At 65.2% G+C, this 21,252-nt stretch carries 20 protein-coding genes; 9 read left to right on the top strand and 11 right to left on the bottom strand.

Going from position 1 to position 21,252, the window contains the following annotated elements:
* Positions 1–33: 33 nt before the first annotated feature.
* The 5 genes from MLE43_RS11235 to MLE43_RS11215 are packed head-to-tail and all read right to left on the bottom strand — an operon-like array spanning position 34 to position 8,023.
* Positions 34–4,797: a pilus assembly protein gene (locus tag MLE43_RS11235; protein ID WP_243304045.1), complete on the bottom strand. Its 4,764-nt coding sequence runs from the start codon at positions 4,795–4,797 to the stop codon at positions 34–36.
* 53 nt (positions 4,798–4,850) lie between these two features.
* Positions 4,851–5,594 carry a pilus assembly PilX family protein gene (locus MLE43_RS11230; RefSeq protein ID WP_243304043.1) on the bottom strand — a complete coding sequence of 248 codons (744 nt, stop codon included), beginning with the start codon at positions 5,592–5,594 and terminating at the stop codon, positions 4,851–4,853.
* A gap of 11 nt (positions 5,595–5,605) precedes the next feature.
* On the bottom strand, positions 5,606–6,796 hold the full coding sequence (locus tag MLE43_RS11225; RefSeq protein WP_243304041.1) for a PilW family protein: 1,191 nt from the start codon (positions 6,794–6,796) through the stop codon (positions 5,606–5,608).
* Positions 6,783–7,343, bottom strand: coding sequence for a type IV pilus modification protein PilV (gene pilV / locus MLE43_RS11220; RefSeq protein ID WP_243304039.1), 561 nt, complete (start codon positions 7,341–7,343; stop codon positions 6,783–6,785). Before pilV ends, MLE43_RS11225 begins: the two co-directional genes overlap by 14 nt.
* A 2-nt stretch (positions 7,344–7,345) precedes the next feature.
* Complete coding sequence (locus tag MLE43_RS11215) at positions 7,346–8,023, bottom strand: pilus assembly FimT family protein (RefSeq protein WP_243304037.1); 678 nt, start codon at positions 8,021–8,023, stop codon at positions 7,346–7,348.
* Between the two features lie 171 nt (positions 8,024–8,194).
* On the opposite strand from MLE43_RS11215, the gene rsmA reads away from it, so the two are divergent.
* A complete protein-coding gene (gene rsmA / locus MLE43_RS11210) occupies positions 8,195–9,019 on the top strand; it encodes a 16S rRNA (adenine(1518)-N(6)/adenine(1519)-N(6))-dimethyltransferase RsmA (protein WP_338029082.1) in 825 nt (274 codons plus the stop codon).
* Positions 9,019–10,734 (top strand): ribonuclease J, encoded by a 1,716-nt coding sequence (locus MLE43_RS11205; RefSeq protein WP_243304035.1) that lies wholly within the window; start codon positions 9,019–9,021, stop codon positions 10,732–10,734. Before rsmA ends, MLE43_RS11205 begins: the two co-directional genes overlap by 1 nt.
* A gap of 4 nt (positions 10,735–10,738) precedes the next feature.
* Here MLE43_RS11205 and MLE43_RS11200 read toward each other — a convergent pair whose 3' ends face one another.
* The 3 genes from MLE43_RS11200 to MLE43_RS11190 are packed head-to-tail and all read right to left on the bottom strand — an operon-like array spanning position 10,739 to position 12,401.
* Positions 10,739–11,245: a hypothetical protein gene (locus MLE43_RS11200; RefSeq protein ID WP_243304034.1), complete on the bottom strand. Its 507-nt coding sequence runs from the start codon at positions 11,243–11,245 to the stop codon at positions 10,739–10,741.
* Positions 11,246–11,250: 5 nt separating this feature from the next.
* Entirely contained in the window at positions 11,251–11,757 is a 507-nt protein-coding gene (locus tag MLE43_RS11195; protein ID WP_243304033.1) for a hypothetical protein, read from the bottom strand.
* Complete coding sequence (locus MLE43_RS11190; protein WP_243304032.1) at positions 11,754–12,401, bottom strand: RNA polymerase sigma factor; 648 nt, start codon at positions 12,399–12,401, stop codon at positions 11,754–11,756. The genes MLE43_RS11195 and MLE43_RS11190 overlap by 4 nt, the downstream gene beginning before the upstream one ends.
* 114 nt (positions 12,402–12,515) lie before the next feature.
* Between MLE43_RS11190 and hpt the strand changes: the two genes are divergently transcribed.
* The 3 genes from hpt to holA are packed head-to-tail and all read left to right on the top strand — an operon-like array spanning position 12,516 to position 14,624.
* Positions 12,516–13,037 (top strand): hypoxanthine phosphoribosyltransferase, encoded by a 522-nt coding sequence (gene hpt, locus MLE43_RS11185; RefSeq protein ID WP_243304031.1) that lies wholly within the window; start codon positions 12,516–12,518, stop codon positions 13,035–13,037.
* 43 nt (positions 13,038–13,080) lie between these two features.
* Positions 13,081–13,602 carry an LPS assembly lipoprotein LptE gene (lptE, locus tag MLE43_RS11180; protein ID WP_243304029.1) on the top strand — a complete coding sequence of 174 codons (522 nt, stop codon included), beginning with the start codon at positions 13,081–13,083 and terminating at the stop codon, positions 13,600–13,602.
* Positions 13,602–14,624, top strand: coding sequence for a DNA polymerase III subunit delta (holA, locus tag MLE43_RS11175; RefSeq protein WP_243304028.1), 1,023 nt, complete (start codon positions 13,602–13,604; stop codon positions 14,622–14,624). Before lptE ends, holA begins: the two co-directional genes overlap by 1 nt.
* Before the next feature lie 283 nt (positions 14,625–14,907).
* On the opposite strand, the gene MLE43_RS11170 is transcribed toward holA, so the two are convergent.
* On the bottom strand, positions 14,908–15,261 hold the full coding sequence (locus tag MLE43_RS11170; RefSeq protein ID WP_243304027.1) for a DsrE/DsrF/TusD sulfur relay family protein: 354 nt from the start codon (positions 15,259–15,261) through the stop codon (positions 14,908–14,910).
* Between the two features lie 131 nt (positions 15,262–15,392).
* Between MLE43_RS11170 and MLE43_RS11165 the strand changes: the two genes are divergently transcribed.
* From MLE43_RS11165 to MLE43_RS11150, 4 genes are all read left to right on the top strand, one after another.
* A complete protein-coding gene (locus MLE43_RS11165) occupies positions 15,393–16,373 on the top strand; it encodes a fumarate hydratase (RefSeq protein ID WP_243304026.1) in 981 nt (326 codons plus the stop codon).
* A gap of 21 nt (positions 16,374–16,394) precedes the next feature.
* Positions 16,395–16,973, top strand: a complete 579-nt coding sequence (locus MLE43_RS11160) for a FumA C-terminus/TtdB family hydratase beta subunit (protein ID WP_243304023.1) — start codon at positions 16,395–16,397, stop codon at positions 16,971–16,973.
* Positions 16,974–17,122: 149 nt separating this feature from the next.
* Positions 17,123–17,953, top strand: a complete 831-nt coding sequence (gene prmC / locus MLE43_RS11155) for a peptide chain release factor N(5)-glutamine methyltransferase (RefSeq protein ID WP_243304022.1) — start codon at positions 17,123–17,125, stop codon at positions 17,951–17,953.
* A 112-nt stretch (positions 17,954–18,065) separates the two neighbouring features.
* Complete coding sequence (locus tag MLE43_RS11150) at positions 18,066–18,320, top strand: flagellar biosynthesis anti-sigma factor FlgM (RefSeq protein ID WP_243304020.1); 255 nt, start codon at positions 18,066–18,068, stop codon at positions 18,318–18,320.
* On the opposite strand, the gene MLE43_RS11145 is transcribed toward MLE43_RS11150, so the two are convergent.
* On the bottom strand, positions 18,311–19,627 hold the full coding sequence (locus MLE43_RS11145; RefSeq protein WP_243304017.1) for a hypothetical protein: 1,317 nt from the start codon (positions 19,625–19,627) through the stop codon (positions 18,311–18,313). The two genes, MLE43_RS11150 and MLE43_RS11145, sit on opposite strands and share 10 nt — an antisense overlap.
* Positions 19,624–20,970, bottom strand: coding sequence for a methylenetetrahydrofolate--tRNA-(uracil(54)-C(5))-methyltransferase (FADH(2)-oxidizing) TrmFO (gene trmFO, locus MLE43_RS11140; protein ID WP_243304016.1), 1,347 nt, complete (start codon positions 20,968–20,970; stop codon positions 19,624–19,626). Before trmFO ends, MLE43_RS11145 begins: the two co-directional genes overlap by 4 nt.
* Positions 20,971–21,252: the final 282 nt, after the last annotated feature.

Here is a 21,252-nt window from a genome sequence, read left to right as displayed (position 1 = left end):
CCGAAGGGGCCCATGGTTTGGAACTGCTCGAACCTACCGGACGACGCGCCAGGAGCGAAGGCGGAAGCCGGGATTGCTCTCAGTGTCTTTCACAGCCTGGATATCAGGTGTGTTGGAACCGGCCAGGTTCGTCTCGGTCGAGGCCTTGGCCCCGCCCTGCATCACGTAGTCGCCGGCATCCACGAGTTGGCTGGACAGAGAGTTGAACGTGAAGGCCAAGCCGCTGCATCCGTCGGTGCTCTTGTTGAGGCCGCCGCCGTTGGTGTCACCTACCTTGGATGAGGTCACATCGATCTCGGGATCGAAGTAGAGAGGGCGGGTGATGTCGCACTGTCGGAAGGTTCGGGTGGTGGAGAAGGGCGAGCAGCCGAACCCACTCGAACCGTAGACGTTGTAAAGAGAGTAGAAGAGGGACCCCTGCTTGATGAGGGGGCTGACAAGCACCTTGTCGCGGGTCCGGTTTGGACTGTTTCCAGCCGGCGCCAGCAGGGCGTTGGTGCTGTCGTTGTGGGGCAGATCCAAGTAGTACCCGTAGTGGTAATTGGAGCCTGTGTTGGTCGCAGTGCTGAACGACCCCCAGAGATAGCTGCTGCTGCCCGGGGTCACTTTCGGGTCGCTGTAGCTGGTCGCCCACGAACTGTCGATCTTCTGGAGGGTGGCGATGTCCAGCGCCCCGCTGGAGTTCTGGAGATCGGCAAAGGTATAGAACCTGTTGTATTCGGCGATGGTCGGAGAGACCGACTGGGTGACCCCGTTCTTGTCGACATAGGTGAAGTCTTCGGGCGCATCGATGGGGTTATTGCGATCTCCAGACCCGATGGACACCATCACCGTCAATGGCCGAGTTGAGGAGGTTCCTGCCGCCATCAGCACGGGGAAATCACCGGGCAGGCGGAAGGCGTCGGGGGCAGTGGTGAACCGAACCTTGGGGTCCGAATAGATCAGCCTGACCTTGTCATTGGAATACCATGCGTTGATGTCGGGGAGGTCGGCTCGGTAGCCCGAGGCCGTAGCGGACTTGTCCGCATTGAGGGCCCAGACACTGCCTGTGAAATCACCAAAATAGATGCGATGGGTCAGGCCGGTCCCCAGATTCAGGACCTCCACTGGCACGACACCGCCGGCGATGGCGCCCACGGCGGTGGCGCGGAAGTCCCATGGATTCTCTCGGACATGCTCGCCAGTCATAGGGTTGAGGGCCATGACGAGCCGACCCAGGCCGTCCCCAAAATAGGAGGTGCCCTGAATGGCATCATCGTTCTTGTACCGAGTGTTGATCTCGGTATTGGTGTAGCCACCCGTGATGAAGACCACGCGAGTGAGTGCTCCGTTCTTGTCCTTGACGTAGCCGAAGGATGGCACCGAAGTGCTCATGCCCATGGTGCGGAGGAGCGATGCCTGGGAGGAGGACTTGAGTTTTGATGTGATGAGATCCCCGGTGATCGGACGGATCCACCAGGCCAGGTGCGGTGAGGAGGGTGTGGTGGCGCTGTTGGAACTATCGGAGATCTTGATGGTGAAGTAATCGCGGGCGCCCTTCCGGAAGCTGAAGATGATGGCCGCATCCTCACCCACGCTGACCCGGGTGTCCCCGATGATGGCTCCCGAAGGCGCCTTGTCGACGTGGAAGAGCACCGGGTCGCCATCCACGCCGTAGTGATGCTTGAAGATGGTGGCATCGGTCTGGGTCTTCTGGTTGTAGAGATCCCAGAGCATGGGGAAGAGGTTCGGGGGGATGAAGGTCCAGAGCTCATAGGCTTTCGCGGTGTAGAACCCGTCGGGATTGGTCAGGGTGTTGATGGATTTCGCGGCCACTTCGACGAAGCAGTGCAGGTGCCCGGTATTAGTCCCGACCAGGATGAGCCGGGTGTGGGGATCTGTGTATTGAGTGGAGTCGTAGGCGTTGGTATAGAAGTCATCTTTTTTTAGGGCATCGGGCAGCGTATCCGCCAGGTCTTTGGAGAGCTCCACGGCCTGCGGGGCGGAGTTCACGATGTCGCCCATGATGTTGAGGTGGCCGAGGAGGGGTTTGGTCGTCTTCGAATTATCGGTGTCGAACTTGTCACGGTTGAGCAGGTTGGCATTGTCGGTAGGTTCAAAGGCCCCCAGCAGGAAGCGCATGAGATTGCGGGCGTCGTCGTTGGTCGGACTGGCCCCACCTCCCCTGATCATGGAGGAGAGGTAGTACCGGTTCGTGGGATCCTTGACCGTGATCCAGGAGATGATCCGGCTGAGTTGAGCTGCGTTGTCGGTCGTCCCATTGTCGGAGTGGACGTAGAGCTCGATGTCCCTTCCGCCTGTGCTGCTGTCTGGAGAGCCCATGATGTAGGCGCTGCGGTTCTTCCACGAAAGGGCGGCGCCACCCAGGATCTTTTCCGTGTTGACGGTCGTGTTCTGGTACTTCCCGAAAACGATGTAGGCGCTCCAGAGGTTGAGCACATCGAAATCGGCCGTATTGGTGCCGACGTTATTGACCGTCTCGTATTTCTTGGTACCGTCATTGATCCCGTAGAACTTGAACACACTCTGGACCGATCCCGCAGTCACTCCGGGGATGACGGTACGCTGGAGGCCGATGGCGTAGAGGTTCCCGGCCCACAAGGGCACCCGGTCAGAGGCGGAGGTGCTGGCGGTGGTCTGGAACGTGCCGAAGTAGGCCTGGTTGGCATTCTGGATGCCGGTCGCGGGAGTCGCCGGGGCCGAGAGGGCCGCCTTGCCGTAGACGATGAAATTGCCGATGTTGAAAAGCGCCTGTTCCAGTGAGGCCGGGTCGGCGGAGGGGAAATACCGGACGTTGTTGGCGTTGGCTGGCTGGTAGAAATAGATCAGGTCAGAGGAAGGGGCCGGATTGGACGGGCTCCATCGTTTGTTGCTGGGATTGCCCCACTGGGCCACGTCAAAGAACTCTTCGTGGGGGTTGCGGCCGTTGTTGTCGCTGGCCAGCACGTAGGTTCCTGGAACCGCCAAGCTGATGCACATGGTCTGGATACCCCGGGTCTTCTTGGTGACGGGGTCGTTCCAGGGGGCGTCGTAGGCGGACGTGTTGTTGGTTACACCGGGCAGTCCGAAGGCCGCTGAGGCCGACATGGTAGCCGGGTGGAAATAGTCGCTTCCAGGCGCGAAGCTGTTGTTCTGCATGGCGCTGGTGACATTGGCGTCGGGATAATTGATGCCGCCCTTGCTCAGTCCGGTATTGCCATGGGTATAGGAGTAGTAGCCGGCGCTGTTTCCGTTGTAGGCGGCTTTTTGGTCGCCGCTCAAGGTCAAGGAGTCGTTCATGCCGTTCGCGGAGATCGGGGCCACGAATATCTTCCCGCTGCAATCACCGGTGGCGAACTTGGTGGTGTCACGCACGATCTTGCGGTAGGTGTTCGCAAGGGCCACCGCCAGGGGTTCCGGCGTATAGGCGTCCAGGGAATCAAGGTTGGACCCAAAACTCGAGTTGGCCACGGCCTGGGTTCCCACCATGTCCTTGGCCCCGATGGTCTGGAGCGCCGAAGTTTGGCTTGTGAGGAGTGATAGCGTCAGCTGCCTCAAGTCAGACAGGTAGTTTGGGTTCGTCTCGGCCCCCGAGCGGTCCGCCTGATAGCTGGAAGGCGTGGCGTAGGCCGTGAGGGAAGAGGTCAGCTCCTCATCGTTATTTGGGTCGCCGTAGGCGGGCGCCAGGAACCGGTAGTACCAGGTGGCCTTGTCCAGCTTGTCGATGAAGGCGTTGATGACGGCGGCCTTCTCCGCCTGCAGGCGGGTCATGTTCGGCAGGTGGTTGGCGAAACCTTCGCCTTTGGCCGTTGTCGTTCCGGTGGATCCGTCAGAGATGGTCACGGTGTCCGTAACGGTGGGGACCGCGTAGCCTCCGGCGTACCCGTATGAATTGGCCGTCCAGTCCACGGTGCCGGCTTTGTTGCCCGTCAATGCATAGGCTCCCCGGATCGACTTCCCGTAGAAAATCCAGGCGAGGTAGTCCGGAGAGTAGTAGAACTGCCCGATGATCGTGTCCGCATAACCCAGGATGGTGCGGGTGGCGTTGGCGCTTTGGTCCGAATACACATCGTACGGAATGCCCGTGTGACCCGATTGATAAGTCTGATTCCTCTGGAAGTTCCGCTGGTAGGCCTGGATCGGGGGGAAGGGGACTTCCTTGGTCGGGGCTGGCGGCTGGGCCACGGCACTGGTGCTGTCGTGGATTCTCCAGGGACAGGGCAGGTCGATGGTGCGGCTGTTGATCGTGAAGCGGATGTGGGTGACGGGGCTCCCATTGTTCCGCAAGGTGGTGAGCGCATCGGTGTTCCAGGCGACCTCAGTCATCGCGGTACCGGACCCTGAATAGGCCTGCGGGTAGCCCACGACTTCGGTATTGCCTCCGATGGCCGTTCGAACGGTGAGGGGAGCGCCGCTGGGCCATGTGTACATGCGCACTTCAGCCCTGGTCCCCGATCTCTTGATACCGAACACATAGCCGAGAATGGGGGTCGTCCTGTTGAGGGCCGTACCTGCCGGGCCTGGTTTGGAAAAGACCGTATCGGAGCCGACGTCCCCCGGCGAAGGATTCCCCCCCATGCCGTTGTTCGCCCCGAGGAAGGCCCTTCGCGCTTTGTTGGTCAGGTAATCGAAGGATTCGAACACGCCCCGGCTAGCGGTAGTGCTATCCAGAATCAGCACCAGGGTGGAGGACCCCGATCTGGACTGATAGACGTCGCTCAGATCCGTGGCGGTCTGCAGGTTCGGCTCGACCTGTGCATGCAGAGCCAAGCTCGTGGCGAGGATGAGGAAGGGGGCGAAAAGACGCTGGACTCGCATGGGAGGCTCCGAGCAGATGGGGTATTCCGGACGTTCCTGGAGCGATGGGCCGATCAGGGGGCGTAATCCACAAGGGCTTCGCGCTGAGCGATGAAAGACTGGCCTGTGGCGCCGATGTTGGCCCGGCCTACGGAGCGGATGAGGAACAGGCCTCCCTGCTTCTTGGCCCTGAATCCGCTCGCGCGATTGGCGAGAGATTCGCCCAGGTAGCGGACTTCCACGTCGAAGGCCTGAGCCACCACGGAGTCTTTCTGAACAAAGCCTGTGCTGCCTGCGGCGGTCTGGAAGAGCTCAGGAGCCGTGGTCTTATTGAAGTCCACGCTCCGGAGGAAGAATCGGAGGGAACCGCTGTTGCCACTCTGGTTGCCGTAGGTGTCCGGGCCACTGCCTGGGGCCGTGTTGGGTAGCGGGTCCAGCTTGGTCACCCGCAGGCTCGAATCGCCGATGGCGGCCAAGAGCTTGTTCATCTGGACCTGAACGATGCCTGGTGCGCCAGTCAGAGTGGAGGTGGTGATGGTCGAAGTGTTCGCGCCCGTGATCGGATCTGTGGAGGCACTGATGCTGGTGGCTGCGTTCGGATTGCTCCAGATCAGCACCCAGTCGAGGGCGGAATCCGCGGCCTCGGCGGCCTTACGGCCCGTGCTTTCGTTGCCCGTAATGGCGAGTTCGCGGAGGGTGGTCTGGCTCATTCCCAGGGCCGCGACAGTCATGACCGAGAGGAGGATCAGGGCTACCAGGATGGTGATGCCACCCTGTTCGGACTGCCTTGAGGTTGTGGACGAGAAGCTCGATCGCATGGTCCGTTCCTTCAGATCTTGCCGAGGGCGAAGTTGCGGGATGAAATCAGCAGCGTCTCGCGCCGGGTGCGGTAGTCCGCTGCATTCGCAGCGTTGCTGTACTCAGTCCGCTGGAGTTTCGAGCGCGTCTCGATGTCGAGGCGGATCACCACGGGTGCATAGTTGAACCAGAACGGGTCCACGGTGCTGTCCATGCCTCCGACCAGGAGTTTGGTCAATGGACTGGTGGTGGCGATCGTGGTCAGTTGGCTGCTGGTGGCCGTCTTGATGGCACCCCACTGGGCCGTTGTCAGGCCATTATCCTTCCGGACCCAGCTCTTTCCACCGTCGAGGCTCCAATCCAACTGGAATCCAGTGACGCCCTCCACGATGATCTCGGAAGGGCCAAAGCTTGCATCGGCCAGGGCTTTGGTCCTCCGGATGAGGCAGGGGACGGTGGCGGTGTTGTTGCCGGGATCCAGATTCATGGCTTGGATGGTGTAACTGACCACCTGCAGGGGGCGCACGAAGGCCACTTGTGCGCCTGGAGCGGTCCCGCCATCGGTTCCGATGTGCTTCTTGTTGATGAAAGGGGACACGAGGCTGGCATTGGTGTCGTTGCCAAACTGGTCGAGCAGAGTGGTGTTGTCCGCCAGGGTGAGGGTGTACGTATTTCCGATAGAGGCGATGCCATTGATCTTGAAGATTTCCCAGGCCGAGTCCTCGATAAAGGCCAGATCGCCAACCTTCAACGCCGCACCACCACTGGGGATGAGGACCTTTAAGGTGTCCGTGGCACCCGCAGCAGGATCGACGGTGGCGTCGAGGATCCCATGAAGGCTCAGCGGAAGATCCATCACCATCTGAAGTTCATCCGGCGTCACCAGGGTGACGTCGGTGCCGTCCGTGGATTTATAGGTGAATTTGGTCTGGAGGGTTTCGATCTTGAGCGGGGGCTGGGCGTTTCCGAGCAACTCCGTCACGATGCGGGGGGGGAGCAGGTAGCCAGCCTGCAGGATGTCTTCCTGGAGTTGGAGCAGGGCGAACCGCGCGGTCCGCTGGATTCCGATGGTCTCGGTGCCGGCGGTGAAATTGCTGATGCTGGCGGTAAAAATTTTGCTCATCCCGGCCATCAGGATTCCGGTGAATACGAGCGCCACCAGGAGCTCAACCAATGAAAAACCGCGATGGTTCCGGCGTGAGTGGAGTTTAAATTCGCACATAGCGGCTCACAGAAATAGACTTGGTGATGGTGGCCTTCGTTTGCGGATTGATCTCTGTCCAGGTGACGTTGACGACGAATTCCTGGAGGCCGCTTTTGGCGTAGGCATTGATCACCCCTCTGCCCCGAATCCACGAAGTGTTGTAGACCAGAGTCTTGTCGGCCGTGGCATGAGGTCCCTTGGGGTCGTAATAGGGATCATCGGGCAGGAGCCCCAGGATGGTGTAGCCGTCATCGTTGGCAAGCGCGGTCGTGGCTGCGGCTCCCGCGGGATCGATATACTTGAATCGGCCATTCGGCGTGACGGTCCCATCAATGGAGATGGCCCGCTCTCCGGAACTCAATGCGCCCTCGGCTTGGATGCGGTCGAGCAGGTTGTGTGCCACGAAGCTTGCCGTGCCCCGCTGGCGGGCCCCGAGTCCCTGGGCCTGGGCAGAAAATTGGAGGGTGGCAAGGCCGAGCAGCCCGATGGCCAGAATGAACATGGTGATCAGGAGTTCCACCATGGAGAAGCCCTGCGAGGGGTGTGGCTGTCTGATGGTCGACATGGCTACTCCAATCGCTGCCATTGATAATCGGGATCTGTGCCGGCAGCGGAGTCCGCTTTGTAGAAGGCGATGATCTTGCCCTGGTCATTGACCAGGACGACGCCGACGGGCACACCGGTGTGATTGACGGTATTGCCCACGACACCGACGAAGAACCCTCCGAGGAGGGCTGCGCCACTGGTGTTGTCGATGAGGTACCCGTTGGGGGCGAAGGTATAGGTGGAAGAGTTGAAGAGGTCGGTCTTCCATCCATTGCTGCCCGAAGAGAACCCATAGGTGGTGGCGGCCGTGAGGCTTTTCACGTCTGGACTGGTCGTGGGCAGGGACGCGCCGCCAGAGCCGGTGACCCGGCAGTAGCGAAGGGAAGAAGCATCAAGGGCAACCTGGGATTTCATCGCGGGGACAGGCGAATCATCTACCGTGACGATGCTGGCCGTTTTTGCTGCGGAGTCCCAGGTGGCTCTAATGGTGATATTCCGGCCCGTAGAAATCGCAAGCTCTCGAGCCTCCTGGAGGGCCCCGCGCACCTGCAATGTGGTCGATTTGACGGCCCGGGGTGCCCGGCTGCCAAGGCTGAGGGTTCCAACGATGGCAAGGATCGAAAGGATCGCGAGCACCACTAGCAGTTCAATCAGGGAGTACCCCTGATTGGGAGAACCGTCGTGCGGCATGGGTTCCATAGGCGCCTCGATGGAAAATGGTAGGGGGGGAAGGGCTGTGTTGATAAAAATTTTAAGTCGAATTGAATGAATTGGTAGAGATAAGACGCATGGTGAAAAAGCATGATTGGTCAATAATGTGTATAAAAAATACACACCCCTTTCAGGCAAAATGACCTCTGGATAAGGTGCGTGGTAGCCTGGGCTGTGTCCGAATCCGCCCCACTTCTCAGACTCCGGGCAAAAAAGCGGCTCGGCCAGAACTTCCTGGTGAACGAGGGGGCCATCGCCACCATCGTGGGCTCGGCCTTGGCTTCTGCGGCACCCCGGCTGCTGGAAATCGGCCCGGGGCCTGGGGTGCTGACGGAGCGCCTCCTGGCGGACGGGCGCCCCCTGTGGGCGGTGGACCTGGATCCCGAGGCGTGCGCGCTGCTGCGGGAGCGCTTCGCCGCCCAGCCTCAGTTCCACTTGCTGGAGGGTGATGCAGTGCGGATTCCCCTGCCCGAGGGCGGGCCCTGGTCGGTGGTGGGCAACCTGCCCTACAACGCGGCGACACCGATCCTGGCGAGGCTGCTCACGGAGGGCATTCCCTGGGACCGCATGGCCCTCATGTTCCAGCTGGAAGTGGCCCAGAAACTCATGGGTGAGCCCGGCACCAAGGCCTACGGGCCGCTGTCGGTGCTGGCCCAGCTCTGCGCCCGCCTGACCCGTCTGGTGAAGCTCGGGCCCGGCTCCTTCCGACCCGCTCCCAAGGTGGATTCCGCGGTGGTCCAGTTCGACCCCCGCCTGGACGCCCCCAGCTTGGCTGAACGCCGGGCCCTGCTCGCAGTCCTGCACCGCTCCTTCGGCCATCGCCGCAAGACCCTGGCGAACAACTGGCAGGGAACTCTGACCGCCGAGGCCCTGACAGCGGCGGGCCTGGCCTCGGCGCTGCGCGCCGAAGTGATCGCGCCTGCGGCATGGCTGTCCGCAACTCGTACCCTGTTGAATCAACACCCGGAGGTGTTCCCATCGTGATGCCCGTCGCACCTGAATTTGCAACCTGGACGGAGGCCCCCGCCGCCGGCGAACTCCGGCTGATCCCCATCGGCGGGCTCGGTGAGTTCGGGATGAACGCGCTGGTGGTGCACAGCGCCCGCAGCCTCTTCCTGGTGGACTGCGGCCAGCTGTTCCCTTCGGACGACCAACCGGGCATCGACTCCATCGTGCCGGACTTCGCCTACCTGGAGCCCTTCGCGGACCAGCTCCAGGCGGTGCTGCTCACCCACGGCCACGAGGATCACATCGGGGCGCTGCCCTACTTCCTGCGCCGGTGGCCGGTACCGGTGTACGGCACCGCTTTCACCTTGGGCCTGGTGGAGGGCAAGCTGCGCGAACATGGCCTGGACGTGGGCCTGCTCCACACCGTGCCGGACTACGGCCGCGTGAGGGTGGGGGCTGGGGAGATCGAGGCCGAGTGGATTCCGGTCACCCACAGCCTTCCGGACGCCTGTGCGCTGGCGCTCCACACACCCCAGGGCGTGCTGGTGCACTCCGGTGATTTCAAGATCGATCCTGAGCCTCTGGACGGCCGGACCACGGGCATGGAGCGGCTGACGGCCCTGGGGGATGCCGGCGTCCGGCTGCTCATGGCGGATTCCACCAACGTGGGCCGCCCGGGCCGTTCACCTTCGGAATCGGCCTGCCGCGAGGGACTGGAGGCGGCCTTCGAGCAGACGAAGGGGCGGCTCTTCGTCACCACCTTCAGCTCCAACATCCACCGCCTCCAGACGCTGATCGATCTGGCGTACGAATTCCGCCGCCGCGTGGTGCTCCTGGGGCGCAGCCTCGACCGCAACCTCACGCTGGCCCGCTCCCTGAAGCGGCTGTCCCTGCCTGACGACATCCTCATCGATGTGAAGGATGCCCAGCTCTTCGATCCCGAGGATCTGCTCGTCCTGTGCACCGGCAGCCAGGGTGAGCCCATGAGCGGGCTGGCGCGCCTCCTCCGCCGGGAGGTGAAGGGGCTCCCCATCCAGCCCGGCGATCGGCTGGTGGTGAGTGCCCGCTCCATCCCCGGCAACGAGGTCGCCATCTCGCGGATGCTCGACGAGGCCGAACGCCTTGGAGCGGAGACCTCGCTGGAGGGTCTTGGACCCGTTCATGCCTCCGGGCACGGCAGCCGCGACGAGCTGGCGGATCTCATCCGGGCGGTGCGTCCCGCCCAGATGGTGCCGGTGCACGGCACCTACCGGAACCTGCGGGCCCACGGCAAGCTGGCCGCCTCCCTGGGCTGGGCACCGGAGCGCATCTCCCTGCTGGATGGCGGGCTCTGCCTGCGGTTGTTTGTGGATGGCCGGGTGGACATGCCAGGTGCCGTGCCCGTGGGCAAGTGCTTCGTGAGCGAGGGGGTGGACCACATGGTGGACGCCCGCGTGATCAAGGACCGGCTCATCCTGCAGGAGGATGGCGTGGTGTTCGCCACGCTGCTGGTGGACCCGCAGACCGGCGACTTGGCGGCGGATCCCACCATCCTCAGCCGCGGTTTCGTGATGTTGTCCGATGACGAGGCCTATGCAGATCTCTTGGCGGGCGTCGCTCGCAAGACCTACGAGGAGGCGCCGCCCCAGGTCCGCAAGGATGGAGAGGCGCTGCGGGACACCTTGCGCCTGGCCCTGCGGCGGGTCATCCGCAAGACCACCCAGACGCGCCCCCTGGTGATCCCGGTGGTCCTGGAGGCGCCCCCGTCCTAGCGGCTCATCGACGGCCGCGACGGATGGCCGCTCCGGGGCGGAGGCCCGGCTCGGCCCGGTTGCCGAGGCCCTGGCGGATGGCCTCCACCATGCGCCGCTGCATCTCCTCGACATGGGTGATGAGGCGGACCTGCTGGGCGGGGCTCAGCCGGGCGCGGATGTCCTCCTCGAACTTGAACTTCAGCTCCGCCTGCTGGCGGCGCAGGTCAACGAACTGCTCCACCAGGGGCCGGACCTTGGCGTTCTTTTCTTCCTCGGAACCCGGGCCCATCAGGATCTCGTTGAATCGGCGCCGGATCTGCTGGATCTGCTGGGTCTTTTGGAACTGTTCCCGATCGTAGCGCGACCATCGCTCCACCACCGTGCGGGCCTGGTCCTCGGGAAGGCCCACCGTCTGCTGGAGCTGCTCCATGCGGAAGCGCATCAGAGGGCGTTCATCTTCCGCCTGGGCGCGGACCGGCAGGCCGGCGAGCAGCAGGAGGAGGGACATCAACAGGGAGGGGCGGAACATGGGGATCACCTCGTCGGGGCCGGGGCCGAGTCCAGGCGCTTCAAGAGTGCCTTCATTTCCTCGGGGCTGAGGGCCTGGATCTGGGCCGCCTCCTCCTCATGGTTGTGGAAGGGGGTGTCGGAGGTGGATACCTCGAGAATGTCGGGCTGGCGGGGCAGCGTGGCCTCCACATAGGGCGTCCGGTTCGCCCGTCCGGCCAGGAAAGCGCCGGTGCCCACGGCCATGAGCACGGCCGCCGCCGCGGTCCAGCCCAGCAGTCCCATGCGGTGGTGCAGGGCCGGGCGGGCAGGAAGCTTGCGGAGGATCCGGCCAGGGAGGCGGTCGAAATAGCCGGCCGGCGCCAGGACCTCCGGGCTGGCCTCCTGGGCCAGGAAGAACACCCGGGCCTCGGAGCAGGCCGTGCAGGCCTTCATGTGCGCCTCCGCCGCAGGGCCGGGGTCCATGGGATCGGCTTCGATGGCGGACAAGGCCGCGACACAGGTTTCTGGAACGGGAAGGGGCCCTGGGTTCATGCTCGGCCTCCTTTGATGTGGCGGGTGAGGTTCTGGATGGCGTGGAAGATGTGGGCCTTCACGCTGCCCACGGAGGTGCCCATCTCCTGGGCGATCTGTTCGTATTTCCAGTCGTGCTGCAGCTTCAGGGTGAGGGCTTCCTTCTGGCGGCGGGGCAGTTTCGGGAGGGCCTCGTGCAGGAGCCGTCTGGCCTCTTGGTCCAGCAGGGCCGACACCTGGGTCTCCTCCACCCGCAGGGCCGGGTGCTCCAGGGTGCCATCCGGTCCTTCGAGACTCTCGTGGTCCCGGGCCATGCGCTCCCGGAAATTCAGGGCCTGGCGGGTGGCGATGGTGATGAGCCACGTGCGGAAGGAGGACTCGAAGCGGAAACCGGGCAGGGCGCGGAACACGCGGATGAAGGTCTCCTGGACCACGTCGTCGGCGTCCTGGTGGTTCTTGACGATGGAGAAGGCCTTTCCGTAGATGTCCCGGGAGAACAGCCGCACCAGGTTGGCGAACGCGGTCTGGTCCCCGCCCTGGGCCGCTTCGACCCAGGCCAGCACCTCCGGCGTGTGATAGGGCGAGGCCGGATCGGGGAGCCGATCGGCGACCCGGTGGGCCGTCTGGGGTATCAGGGGCTCGTTCAAGGTGGCTTCCGCCATCATGTTAGGCTCCGGCGCCAGGGACAGTGGAGGAGAAACGCCGTCACTGGATGGACCCGGGAAGCCCTTCTGGGGTTGAATGGAAAGGGTACAAGTCTTCAATCTCCAGGAGTCTCCATGCGCGACCGCATCACCCCGCTGCTCACGGAAGCGCAGATCCGGACCCGGGTCCAGGAACTGGGCGCCCAGCTGGCCCGGGACTACGCGGGACAGGACCTGGTGGTGATCGGACTCCTGAACGGGGTGTTCCCGTTCTTCGCGGACCTGGTCCGGGCCATGGACCTGGACATCGACGTGAGCTTCATGCAGGTTTCCAGCTACGGCGCAGGCACCGAGAGCACGGGCGAGGTCCACATCCTCAAGGATCTGGACCGGTCGATCCAGGGGCGCCACGCCCTGGTGGTCGAGGACATCGTGGACACCGGCCTCACCCTGTTCAAGGTCCGCAACCTGCTCCGGGACCGGGAACCCCTGAGCCTGAAGATCTGCACCCTGCTCTCCAAGCCCAGCCGCCGCAAGGTCGAAGTGCCCGTGGACTACATCGGCTTCACCATCGAGGACCACTTCGTGGTGGGCTATGGCCTCGACTTCGACGGCAAACTCCGCAACCTGCCTTACGTGGGTGTTTACCACCCCTAGGATCTTCGTGCCTGCTTCCTCGCGCTTTTTCCTTGTCGCCATCATGGTTGGGGTCAGTGCCGGCTGCGGGTACCACCGCCTGGACCGTCAGCCCCGGTCGGCGGCGTGGGCGAAGCAGGGCGAAACGATCCGGTTGGCGCGGTTCCGCAACCTGACCCCTCGGCTGGGGCTGGAGGACCGCTTCACCAAAGCCCTGGAGAACCGCATTGTCGCGGCCAGTCCCTGGCGCCTGGTGGGGACGGGTGAGCCCTCCCGCTGGGTGCTCCAGGGCACGCTGGAGGGCTACACCTCCCGTCCGCTGGGCCTGTCCCTGGGCAACGACCGGCTGAAAGCCAGCGCCGGGTCCGCCTCCCGGGTCGAGGTGGCCGTGGTGGCCAGCGTGGAGCTGCTGGATGGGCAGACCGGTGCGGTGGTGCTGTCCCGGCGCGGCCTGACCTTCTCGAACCAGTACCGGGTGGACCAGAACTTCGCCAGCTTCGACAGCCGGGAGCTTCAGGTGCTGGAGAGCCTCGCGGATGATTTCGCGGAAAGCTTCCTCACCCAGCTGCTGGAGGGTACGGACTGATGGCTGCGGCCCAGGTCTGGCTGGACCACACCTTCGCACTGGTCCACGGCGAAGACGGCGATGGCCGCCGGAAGGCCGTGGCGGAATGGACCGCGCGACACGTGGATGCGGAGTGGGCTGATTTCGCCCTGACGGTGTGCGGCGAGGGCTGCCCCTGGCCCGAGGTGATGGCGGCCCTCCAGGAGTCGGCGCCCCTGGGGGCCGAGGCCCGGACCGTGATCGTGCCGGCCGCGGACAATCTGTTCACCCGCGCCAAGGAACTGCCGGGCGCCGTGAAGGCGCTCCTGGAGAAGCCGCCCCAGGGCGTGAACCTGCTGCTGGTGGCCTGGACGACACTCCCGGCTGCGCCCGGGAAGGCCCTGGGCGCCAAGCCATGGACGGACTGGACGAAGGCCGGCCGGATCCTCAAGGTGGGGGCCCTGGAGGCCCTCGAGGTCCCCGATTTCATCGAGGCTGAAGCCAGGCGGCTCGGGCTGTCGCTCCAGGGCGCCGCAGCCACCCTGCTGGCCCAGCGGCAGGGCGGGAATCCCGGGCTGCTCAAGCGGGCCCTGGAGGTGCTGGACCTGCTCGCGGAGGATCGCCGTGTCACGGAGGACATGGTGGACCAGGTGACCTTCCGGCTGGCGGGGCAGAAGGCCTTCGCCTGGTCTGGGGCGTGGCAGAAGGGGGATGCCGCAGGCGCCCTCAAAGCCCTTCGCGTGGCCCTGGAAGATGGTGACGAGCCTTTAATGATGCTGGGCCAGGCGCGGCGCGAAGTGGACCGCCTGCTGCGGTATGCCGAAGCCCAGGCCGCCGGGCTGAAAGGGCCTGAGTTGACGTCCGCCCTGGGCCTGTCCCCCAGGCAGGCTTTCCTGCTGGACGGCTATCGTGGCGCCTACGAGAAGCTGAAGCCGAAGGGCGTGAAGGGTCTCCTGGGACGCCTGAACCAGTGCGAACGGGATCTCAAGGGCCTGGCCCTCTCCCGCAGCGAGGCGCCCCTGCTAGACCTCACCCTTGCCCTCTGCCGGGCCTGGGGACGGTAGCTTCCCTGATCATCTGCGCGGCCTTCACCACCTCCCCCAGGCAGCAGGAGCCCGAGGGATTCATCTGGTCGCATCGGCAGCGGCCTTCCTTGACGGCGGCCCGGATCACTTCCACCGAGTCCAGGCGGCCGGTGGCTTCCCACTCGGCGCGTAGGCTCTCCAGGCTATGGCCGAAGCAGTAGCACAGGAGGTGGGCCGGCCCCGGCTCCCGCGGGGCCGGGGGCTTGGAGCCCTCGCAGCAGGGGCAGGGGCGTGGTTCACCCGTGGCGGTCACGGCGCCGCTCTAGAACACCAGCACCTGGTCCGCCCACAGAGTCCAGTCCGTGAGCTCTTCCAGGGTGCTGCGCCGGCAGCCTTCGGCCAGGTCGGCTTCGGTCAGGCCCCGCGCATCCATGCAGGTGCCGCAGACGCCCACCAGGCCGTGGCGGGCGGTGACACCCTTGAGCATGCGTTCCAGGTTGTAGTAGCCGTCGGGAGTCTTCTGACTCCGCTTGGCGCAGGCCGCCGCGTCGCCCATCAGGAAGACGCGCACCTCGGTGCCCTCCCGCTTGGCCGTGGCCCCCGCGAGGCGCAGCCCGTTGTAGCTGCGCTCGGTGCCGTAGGGTGGATCGTTGAGGATGAAGAGGATGTGGCTCACGGAAGCCCCCGCCGAAGAACCTCCAGCCTAGCTTGCTGCGGATTCCAGGCCGATGGCAGCATAACCGGGCATTGATCACTTGAGCGTGAGCTTCGGCGGGCGGATGATGGGGTCTGGATTCCGGAGGGCCCATGTCTGAATGCGTCATTCCCACCCTGACCTCCAACGAGGTGGTGGCGTCCAAGTCCGTGCTCCCGACGGGATGGAAGGCGGACCTGTCCAATCTGAAGGGCCTGGATCTCACCCTGCCCATGCTGGAGCTGCTGCGCCGCTCCACCAGCCGCCTGCCCCAGGATGTGATCGACGCCCTGGTGAAGGGCCGCGATGCCGAGGAGGAAGGCAGCCGGGCCTTCAACACCCTGAACGACATGGTGCGCAACATCATCCTCGCGGATGGCCAGGTGACGCCCCTCTGCCAGGACACGGGCACCATCATCGTCTGGGTCCGCCACCCCTTCGGCCTGAGCCAGCGCGCCGCCAAGCAGCAGATCCGGGCCGCCGTGGCCGAAGCCACCAAGCGCTCCTGGCTGCGCCCCAACTGCGTGGAGGCCCTCAGCGGCAAGAACACCGGCACCAACATGGACCCCTTCCATGAGGGCCACCCGGCCGTCCACTTCGAGGAGTGGGACAAGCCGGAAGTCGAGATCGCCGTCATGCAGAAAGGCGGAGGTTGCGAGAACGTGGGCGCCCAGTACCGTCTGCCGGACGCCGCCATCGGCGCGGGCCGCGACATCAAGGGCGTACGCAAGTGCATCATCGATGCCGTGGTGAAGGCCCAGGGCCAGGGCTGCAGCCCGGGGATCCTCGGCGTGGCCATCGGCGGCGACCGCGTCAGCAGCTACGAGAAGAGCAAGGAGCTGATCCTCCGCAAGCTGGGAACCCCCAACCCCGATCCGAAGATGGATGCCTTCGAGAAGGAGATCACGAACGATCTCAACACCCTGGGCATCGGGCCCATGGGCTACGGCGGCAACACCACCGTGCTCGGCGTCCTGGCCGAAGAAATGTACCGCCACCCGGCCAGCTTCTACGTGTCCATCAGCTACATGTGCTGGAGCAGCCGCCGGGGCTCGATCACGCTCAAGACCAACGGCGAAGTGTCCTTCGACTGATCCGCGACGACGAGGCTCAACATGATCCGTCTCACCACCCCCATCACCGAAGACCAGATCCGCCAGCTCAAGGTCGGCGACGAGGTGCTGCTCAACGGCCGCGTCGTCCTCAGCCGCGACATGGGCCACAAGTACATGAAGGAGCAGAAGCCCGAGTGGCTGAAGCCCATCCTCGAGAACATGGTCATCTACCACTGCGGGCCGGTCGTGAAGAAGCACGAGGACGGCCACTACAGCTTCGTGGCCGCGGGCCCCACCACCTCCATCCGCGAGGAGCCCTACCAGGCTGACGTCATTGAGACCTACAAGGTCCGGGGCGTCATCGGCAAGGGTGGGATGGGCAAGAAGACCAGTGAGGGCCTCCAGAAGACCGGGGCCGTCTACCTCCATGCCACGGGCGGCGCCGGCAGCCTGCTGGCCGAGCGCTGCAAGCGCGTGGTGGACGTCAAGATGCTGGAGGAGTTCGGCAGCCCCGAAGCCTTCTGGATCATCGAGGTGGAGGACTTCCCCCTGGTGGTCACCATGGACAGCCATGGCGGCAGCCTCCACGAGATCGTCGCCCAGCAGAGCCAGGAACGCGCCAAGGCCCTGACCGCCTGAGCCATCGAGCATTCTGGAGCGATCCCTCCCGCGCCTAGGGGCCGGTGCGGGATGGCCGGTGCATTCTCGGCCATCCCGCTCTGGCCCCCTATGCCGCCCCTGCGCATGGGGGGAAGGTATCGTTGGATGAAGGCGGCTAGGCTGGAGGGATGGTCCAGACTTACCGACAGCTCCGCCTCGATCTGGGCGCCGCCTTGGCCGAGTTCCTGGACCACGCCGAGGCCCATGCCGAGAGTCTCCGCTGGTTCGAGGAGGGGCTGGGCCTCTCCCGGTCCTGGATGGTCGCCCATGGTGGCGACCTCGTGCCCGACGAGGTGCGCGCGCAGGCAAGCGCCTGGGTGCGTCGCCGCCGGACCGGCGAACCCTGGGCCTACATCCTGGGGTGGTGCCTCTTCCGGGGCCGGCGCTTCCGGGTGAACCGGGACACGCTGATCCCGCGCCCTGAGACCGAACTGCTAGTGGAGGCCGCCCTCGATGTGGGAAACCGGCTGGGCGTGGCGGACTGTGTGGACGTGGGGACGGGCAGCGGCATCATCGCGGTGAGCCTGGCCCTGGAGACGGATTGGCGGGTTTCGGCGACGGATCTGAGCCCCGGCGCCCTCGCCGTGGCCCGGGAAAACGGTGCGGCCTTGGGTGCGAAGGTGGCCTTCTTCGAGGGGAGCCTGCTGGATTCCATCCCCGATCCCCTGGGTCTGGTGGTGGCGAACCTGCCCTATGTCGATCCGGCGGACGAGCCGGGCCTCCAGAGGGAGCTGGCCTTCGAGCCAGCTTCGGCTCTCTTCGCTCCGGACCGGGGATTGGCCCTCTCCGCGGACCTGCTGAGGTCCGCCATAGCGCGCCGGGCGCCGGCCTGCCTGTTGGAGATCGGAGCCGGCCAAGGGGGTGAGCTGTGCCGCAGGGCCCTCGGGGCGGGGTGGGGTAAGGCCATGGTGCATCAAGATTTTGCGGGCCACGATCGGATCCTGGTGGCGCTGGCCTGACGCATCGGCATGGCCCGACCGGGTCGGCTGCCCCCAAGCCCGACGAAAATGAGGTCTCCGGAGGGCTTGAGAGTTCCTGGCGGAATGCCGATAGGGTCTCGTCGAGGTGGAGATGAGCGGGAGCGGCAAATCACACAGGGGCGGCGGCCCCCGGAAAGCCGAGGAGGCCAAAGAGTCCGCGGCCGACCATCTCGTGGCTGTGGCGCATGAGGTGCTGGCCGAAACGCCCGACGTCCGGACCGAGAAACTCAGGGCCCTCAAGCGCCAGCTGGAGGCCGGGACCTATCACCCCGACGAAGGGGCGGTTGCCGAAGGCGTGATCCGCGAGTATCTGTCGAAGACCGATCGGCAGGACGATCAGGGCTGAAGGGCTTTCAGGGGCAGCCACCACATCCGGTCGGGGCCGCCGCAGAGAAGGGTCCCGCTCTCGGGCCGCAGGCTGCCCGGTTCCGGTGGGCCGGGAATCCCTGGAGGTGGCGCCAGGCGTTTCCAGGCCTCCGCGACAGGGACCAGCTTCATGTGGTCCTCGCCGGGCTTCCAGACGTAGAGGCGACCCAGGCCTTGATTGAGGTGGGCTTCCCAATCCTCCCGTGAGGGCGAAGCCGCGGGCGGTGCCGGTGGGGGCACGGTCACCTCCGGCGTGGCGGGATCCGAAGCGGCTGGAACCGGGGCCATCACCGGTACCGGCACTGGAGCAGGAAGGCTGGGGCGCGCCAGGTCGAACCAGAGCCGTCCGTCGGCTTCCTCGCCAAGCAGGTGGAGCAGGCTCGCATCCAGGCTGGCCGCCTCCGCAAGGAGGGGCTTCAGGTCGCGGGGGGTCCCCGGCTTCCCGTTCGGGCCGAGCGGGATCAGAACGCCTGGTTCAGGCTGCCACCAGCCGGCTTTGGGACCGCCCGCGATCTGGCCGAGCCCTTGGGGAAACCCGAGCGGCGATGGGGGTGGTGCCTGCAGATGGGTCCAGCCCCCCTGGCGCCAGGTGGAGAGTCCTCCCTCATGGGCCACCAGGAAGGCCTGGGGGCCGAGGGGGAGCAGACTGGAGATCCCCTTCACTTCGGGGGGAGGTTCGACGGTGGTGGCGGCCGGGGGATGGCTGGCGCTCCGGTTCGCCAGATCGTAGATGCTGACGGGAACCCCTGCACCATAGAGGAACAGGCTGCGCCGATCCGGCGCCAGAGCCAGGTGCTCCCCCGGTGCGCGCTGGGACCAGCGGACCTGCTGGGTGCGCAGATCGAGGACGACCAGGAGGGCCGGCGAGGCGGCGTTCCCCGAACTCCGGTAGAGCAGCGCCAGGGTTTCGTCAGGCACCAGGGCCGCGTCCGTCAGGTCCGCGAACTGGAAGAAGGAGTCAGGGGTGCCCGCAGGCTCGGGCACGGTGAAGGTCGGGCCCGGCGCGCCCTGGACGAAGAGGACCGCCTGCTGCCGCCCGGTCTGGGTCAGGACCTGGGCCACCGCCGCACCACCGGGGAGCGGGAGGGTCCATCGGACGGTTCTCAAGGGGGTGGATGGCGGTTGGAGCTCGATGAGCCGGCCGGCGCCCATGACGGAGGCGCGGAAGGGCTCCTGGTTTTCTTCCTGGGGGGGGGAGCCGGGCGTGCGGCGACTCATCCACAGCGCCCCGGTGCCGAGGGTGACGGCCAGGGCGACAGCGCCCAGGACAAGGGTGGGGCGGGTCATGGCTGGCCTCCTGCGAGTCCGAGATGCCGTTCCAGCGATAGAAGGGCCCGCTCCCGGTGGGCCCTCCCCTTGGCGGACTTCACGGCGCGGGTCCCTCCCGTGCGCTTGAGGCCACGCAGGTCCAGGAGACCTTCGGGAAGGGGCGGCAGCAGGCCGAGCATGGCGTTGGTGGGGCCGAAATCCACGCTTGAGGCGTGAGCCAAGTAGTGGAGCAGGCTTCCGAGCATGGTGTCGGCTGGGAAGGGCATCGGTTCGAGCCCGCGCACGGCCCGATCCACGGCAAAGCCCGCAGCGAGCCCGCCTGCGGCGGATTCAAGATAGCCTTCCACACCCGATACCTGCCCTGCGATCCAGAGGTCGGGGATGGATTTGACAGCGAGTGTCGCATCGATCACTTTCGGAGCCTGGATGTAGGTGTTCCGGTGGATGCTTCCGAACCGGGCAAACTCAGCGTTCTCGAGGCCCGGGATCAACCGGAAGACCTCCTTCTGGGCTCCCCACTTCAGGCGGGTCTGGAAGCCCACCAGGTTGAAGAGGTCGCCAGCCAGGGTGTCCTGGCGGAGCTGCACGACCGCGTGGGGCCAGCGTCCCGTGCGCGGGTCATCCAGTCCCATGGGTTTCATGGGTCCGTGGCGGAGGGTCTCGCGGCCGCGATCCGCCATGACCTCGATGGGCAGGCAGGCCTCGAAATAGGGGGTGTCCAGATCATGCAGGGGGACTCGTTCCCCGGCGAGGAGGGCGTCCAGGAACCGCTCGTACTGGGCCTTGTCCATGGGGCAGTTGATGAAGTCCGCTCCACCCTTGTCGTAGCGTGCGGCCATCCAGGCGATGCCCATGTCGATGCTGTCACGCTCCACGATCGGGGCGATGGCGTCGTAGAAGTGCAGGCGGTCGCTGCCGGTGGCCTCCGCCAGCCAGTCCGCCAGGGGCTCGGCGGTGAGCGGCCCGGTGGCCAGGATGGTCGGCATCCCGGGCTGCGGCGCCTCGATGCGCGCCACCTCCCAATGGATGCGGGGATGTCCCTTCAGCGAAGCGGTGACGGCCTCGGCGAAGGCGTCCCGGTCCACGGCGAGGCTGTTTCCCGCCGGCACCCGGGTGGCCTTGGCGCATCGCAGGATCAGCGAGTCCATCCTCTGGAGCTCGGCCTTGAGAATGCCCGTTGCGGAATCCGGGTCATCACTCTTGAAAGAGTTCGAACAGACCATCTCCGCGGCCCGCTCGGTGGTGTGGGCTGGCGTCGTCCAGGTCGGCCGCATCTCGGAGAGGCGCACCTCATGTCCTCGCGAGGCCAACTGCCAGGCGGCTTCCGAGCCGGCCAGGCCCGCCCCAATGATGTGGATCACGCATCCTCCCCAGGGAGTTGATTCTACGGCAGAGGCCTTCTGGATTCAGGATTTCCGGGGCCCTCCGCCGGGCTTCGGGGGGCGTGGGGCTTTCCCTTTCAGGACGTCGCTTGAAATTTTCTCTTGCATGCAGGCTGCGCGATGGTAATCTGATTGTCCTGCGCAGTTGAGGCTGCGGGGTGCTGGAAGGGGCCGAGAGGCGACTTCGGACTGTGCGGAAGCGCGGTGGGCGTCTTTGAAAACCGGATAGAAGATAGGAAGCCTTTGAGGGTTCCATGGAGC

The organism is Geothrix oryzisoli (genome assembly GCF_022808865.1).
GTDB lineage: Bacteria > Acidobacteriota > Holophagae > Holophagales > Holophagaceae > Geothrix > Geothrix oryzisoli.
This window is presented reverse-complemented; position numbering and strand designations above follow the sequence as displayed.

Bases quoted from the DNA above. Each gene is read 5' to 3' on its own strand.
- MLE43_RS11225 (WP_243304041.1), bottom strand. From the start codon at position 6,796: ATGTGCGAATTTAAACTCCACTCACGCCGGAACCATCGCGGTTTTTCA.
- pilV (WP_243304039.1), bottom strand. From the start codon at position 7,343: ATGTCGACCATCAGACAGCCACACCCCTCGCAGGGCTTCTCCATGGTG.
- MLE43_RS11205 (WP_243304035.1), top strand. From the start codon at position 9,019: ATGCCCGTCGCACCTGAATTTGCAACCTGGACGGAGGCCCCCGCCGCC.
- MLE43_RS11200 (WP_243304034.1), bottom strand. From the start codon at position 11,245: ATGTTCCGCCCCTCCCTGTTGATGTCCCTCCTCCTGCTGCTCGCCGGC.
- MLE43_RS11230 (WP_243304043.1), bottom strand. From the start codon at position 5,594: ATGCGATCGAGCTTCTCGTCCACAACCTCAAGGCAGTCCGAACAGGGT.
- prmC (WP_243304022.1), top strand. From the start codon at position 17,123: ATGGTCCAGACTTACCGACAGCTCCGCCTCGATCTGGGCGCCGCCTTG.
- MLE43_RS11195 (WP_243304033.1), bottom strand. From the start codon at position 11,757: ATGAACCCAGGGCCCCTTCCCGTTCCAGAAACCTGTGTCGCGGCCTTG.
- hpt (WP_243304031.1), top strand. From the start codon at position 12,516: ATGCGCGACCGCATCACCCCGCTGCTCACGGAAGCGCAGATCCGGACC.
- MLE43_RS11235 (WP_243304045.1), bottom strand. From the start codon at position 4,797: ATGCGAGTCCAGCGTCTTTTCGCCCCCTTCCTCATCCTCGCCACGAGC.
- MLE43_RS11215 (WP_243304037.1), bottom strand. From the start codon at position 8,023: ATGGAACCCATGCCGCACGACGGTTCTCCCAATCAGGGGTACTCCCTG.
- MLE43_RS11160 (WP_243304023.1), top strand. From the start codon at position 16,395: ATGATCCGTCTCACCACCCCCATCACCGAAGACCAGATCCGCCAGCTC.
- MLE43_RS11145 (WP_243304017.1), bottom strand. From the start codon at position 19,627: ATGACCCGCCCCACCCTTGTCCTGGGCGCTGTCGCCCTGGCCGTCACC.
- MLE43_RS11190 (WP_243304032.1), bottom strand. From the start codon at position 12,401: ATGATGGCGGAAGCCACCTTGAACGAGCCCCTGATACCCCAGACGGCC.
- holA (WP_243304028.1), top strand. From the start codon at position 13,602: ATGGCTGCGGCCCAGGTCTGGCTGGACCACACCTTCGCACTGGTCCAC.
- lptE (WP_243304029.1), top strand. From the start codon at position 13,081: ATGGTTGGGGTCAGTGCCGGCTGCGGGTACCACCGCCTGGACCGTCAG.
- MLE43_RS11165 (WP_243304026.1), top strand. From the start codon at position 15,393: ATGTCTGAATGCGTCATTCCCACCCTGACCTCCAACGAGGTGGTGGCG.
- MLE43_RS11150 (WP_243304020.1), top strand. From the start codon at position 18,066: ATGAGCGGGAGCGGCAAATCACACAGGGGCGGCGGCCCCCGGAAAGCC.